This is a genomic window from Bifidobacterium sp. (assembly GCF_050874245.1).
In the GTDB taxonomy this organism is placed as follows: domain Bacteria; phylum Actinomycetota; class Actinomycetes; order Actinomycetales; family Bifidobacteriaceae; genus Bifidobacterium.
Genome location: NZ_JBNMKH010000126.1, coordinates 1 through 3,425 on the forward strand (window position 1 = coordinate 1; position 3,425 = coordinate 3,425).

Annotated in this window: 3 protein-coding genes; 2 read left to right on the forward strand and 1 reads right to left on the reverse strand. The window is 60.1% G+C overall.

Going from position 1 to position 3,425, the window contains the following annotated elements; translation table 11 throughout:
* Window positions 1-251 precede the first annotated feature (251 nt).
* Window positions 252-1,043, forward strand: a complete 792-nt coding sequence (locus ACR0P8_RS09020) for a DUF4037 domain-containing protein (protein WP_432624746.1) — start codon at window positions 252-254, stop codon at window positions 1,041-1,043.
* A gap of 53 nt (window positions 1,044-1,096) precedes the next feature.
* Window positions 1,097-2,587, forward strand: coding sequence for an esterase/lipase family protein (locus tag ACR0P8_RS09025; RefSeq protein ID WP_432624747.1), 1,491 nt, complete (start codon window positions 1,097-1,099; stop codon window positions 2,585-2,587).
* A gap of 7 nt (window positions 2,588-2,594) precedes the next feature.
* Here the strand turns inward: ACR0P8_RS09025 and ACR0P8_RS09030 are convergent.
* A partial coding sequence (locus ACR0P8_RS09030; RefSeq protein ID WP_432624748.1) for a pyridoxal phosphate-dependent aminotransferase occupies window positions 2,595-3,425 on the reverse strand: 831 nt, incomplete at its 5' end.

The window sequence follows — 3,425 nt, forward strand, 5'->3', positions numbered from 1 at the left end:
CCTTCCAGAAACGCCTCATAGCGTTACTCCCTTCTAGGTTTCTTCATCGCAAGAGCCAAAGCAAGCTACATGCTCTTTTAGTATCGCCCCCCCCCGTGGACTTAAACCGCCCTATCGCGGAGCCAGGGAAACCAAGATTGGGGAACCAGCCGAAAATCGACAGTTACCAATTGGTATGTTATGATGGAATCGTTTGCATAACGTGGTGCAATGAGGCATCACTCAGGCAATGAAGCAGAGAGAGGTAAACGATGTCATTAGTTGATGATTTAGTTACGGCGATGTCCGCATGGCCGGAAGTGGAGGCCATCACATTGGGCGGTTCGCGCGCCACCGGAGACGACGACGGAAAGTCCGACTACGACGTGTATGTGTACGTCACCGCAACCGTGCCGGCGGAGCGCCGACGCCGGTTGCTCGACAAATACTGCGGTCATATGGAAATCGACAACGATTTCTGGGAGACGGAGGACGACTGCACGCTCAACGACGGCGTCGGAATCGACATCCTGTACCGCGATCTGGACCGGTTCTCGGACAACGTCGCCGACGTGGTGGAACGATTCCACGCCAACAACGGCTACACGACATGCATGTGGCACAATCTGCTCACCAGCAAAATCCTGTTCGACCGCGACGGCCGGTACGCCGCGGCCCGCCAGCGTTTCGATGTGCCGTTCCCGGAACCGCTACGGCGCAACATCATCAACCGCAACATGCGCCTGCTCACCGGCAATCTGCCGTCGTATGACAGACAGATCCGCACAGCAGCGAGCCGAGGCGACAAAATCGCCGTCAACCATCGCATCGCCGCGTTCATGGAATCGTATTTCGATGTGCTGTTCGCACTGAACCACCGCACCCATCCCGGCGAGAAGCGCCTCGACAGGATCGCCGAGCGCGATTGCGCCATCCTGCCCGAGGATTTCCGCGCGAATCTCGATACGTTGTTCGATTCCATGTACGCCGATCAGAAGACGTTCAGCGAAACCTTGGGCAGCATCGTCGATAATTTGCAGCAAACCGTCGATGACAGGCTGTGATTTTACAGTGAAAGAACATTTCCTACGAAATACATAACATGCAACACAACACCATGGCGGAAACACTTTGGTTGGCCATCGATGCGACCATCATCGCGGCGGTCGCGAACTGCGTGTCTCCGTTGGTCAACGCGCATCTCGGCAGCACGAATCTGATACTGGTCATCCTGGCCGCGATCGTCACGAGCGTGGCCGCGATAGCGATGCCGGGCATCCCGACGCATCCGAGGAAGCTGCGGGACAGCAAGCTGAAGATCTGCTACCGGGCCGCGGCCGCGCTGAAGGTGTTCTGGTGGTCGGCGGCGTTCTCGATCGTCATGCAGACGGTGCTCGCCTTCCGTCTGATTCCGTCGGATTGGAAGCTGTGGATAGGTGGGGCCGTCTCCTGTTTTCTGGTGGAGAGCCTGCTGTTCTGGCGAGGCATGATCGCCGCGTACGTCAGTTCCGTGCAGCTTGGCGTCAAAACCCGCGCCATGGGAATGATCTGCGGTTGGATTCCCATCGTGAACCTGGTCATGCTGCTCAAGATCATACACATATTGGATGCGGAGACCGTCGTGGAGGAGGCGAAGGAACGGCTTGACGCCAGCCACGAGGACGAGCGGGTCTGCGCCACGAAATATCCGATACTGCTGGTGCATGGCGTGTTTTTCCGCGATTCGGACGTATTCGATTATTGGGGGCGCATTCCCGACGAGCTGCGGCGCAACGGCGCGACCATCTACTACGGCAACCACCAATCGGCGGCCTCCGTGCGCGACAGCGCGCGCGAGCTGACCGATCGCATCCGGAACATCGTAGGAATGTCCGGATGCGGCAAAGTCAACGTGATAGCGCATTCCAAAGGCGGACTCGATATGCGCTACGCGATCGCCCGCTGCGGAGCCACGCCTTATGTCGCGTCGCTGACCACCATCAATACGCCGCATCGTGGCTGTGGATTCGCCGATTATCTGCTGTCGAAGGCCTCCCCCATCACACGACATCGGATGGCGGCCGCATACAATGCCGCCGCGGAGCGTCTTGGAGACCCCCATCCGGATTTCCTGGCCGCGGTGCGCGACCTCACACAGGACGGATGCTCGAGGCTGAACGCCGAAATGCGCATGGAGCCCTCCCTTGTTGCCCCAACCGTTCGCGGCGTTCCCAGCGTTTCCAACGCTTCCAACGCTTCCAACATTCCGAATGACGGCGTGGACGACGGCACGGGCACCGGCCCCGCGCTGGCGGAACCGGTGAACAACGGGCAGTTCGAGGGCATCATATGCCACAGCGTCGGTTCATGCCTGAGGCATGCGACCGGTGGCAGGTTCCCTTTGAATTTCACGCATCCGCTGGTCAAATGGTTCGATGGGCCGAACGACGGGCTGGTCGCCAAATCGTCGTTCCCGTGGGGCGACCGCTTCACCTGGCTTGAGCCGAAGGGCGAGCGGGGCATCTCGCATGCGGACATGATCGACCTGAACCGCGAGAACATCCCCGGATTCGACGTGCGCGAATTCTACGTCCAGCTCGTCGCCGAGCTCAAGCAGTGGGAGCTGTGACGTTGCCTCAGCGGCCGTAGACCTCGCGCACGAAACGCTCGAGCGCCGTGATGGAACGCTTCACTTTGTCGGTGTCGATGCAGTACGCCATGCGGAAGTAGCCGGGCACGCCGAAGCTGTCGGACGGCACGAGGATCAGGTCGTAATCCTTGGCCTTCATGCAGAACGCGTTCGCATTCTCCTCCAACGCCTTCGGGAAGATGTAGAACGTGCCGCCCGGACGCACCACGTCGAAGCCCAGACGGGTCAGCGCGTCGTACAGCAGGTTCATGTTGGTCTCGTACACGGACAGGTCACTCGTCTCGTCCACCACCTTGGCCACGGCCAGCTGCGCGGTGGAAGATGGGCAGTTGTGGCCGGTGCCGCGGCTGATCTGCCCGCACATCGGCACGATCAGCTCGGCGTCGGTGGCACGCGGATTCACGGCCACGTAGCCGATGCGCTCGCCCGGCAGCGACAGGGACTTCGAATACGAATAGCAGGACAGCGTGTTGTCGTAGAACTTGCTCGGATACGGCTGCTCGCCGCCGTCGAACACGATCTCGCGGTACGGTTCGTCGGAAATCAGGAAGATGTCGTGGCCGTACTCGGCCTGCTTGGCGTTGAGCACCTCGGCCAGACGGGTCAGCGTCTCGGCGGAGTAGACCGCGCCGGACGGATTGTTCGGAGTGTTGATGAGTACCGCCGCGGTTCCCGGATTCAGCGCCTTTTCGAAGGCTTCGAAGTTGATCTGGAAGTTCTCGGTGTCCGCGGGCACCACGGTCAGATGCGCGCCGGTGCCGTTCACATACGGCTGGTATTCCGGGAAATACGGGGCGAAGGTGATCACCTCGTCACC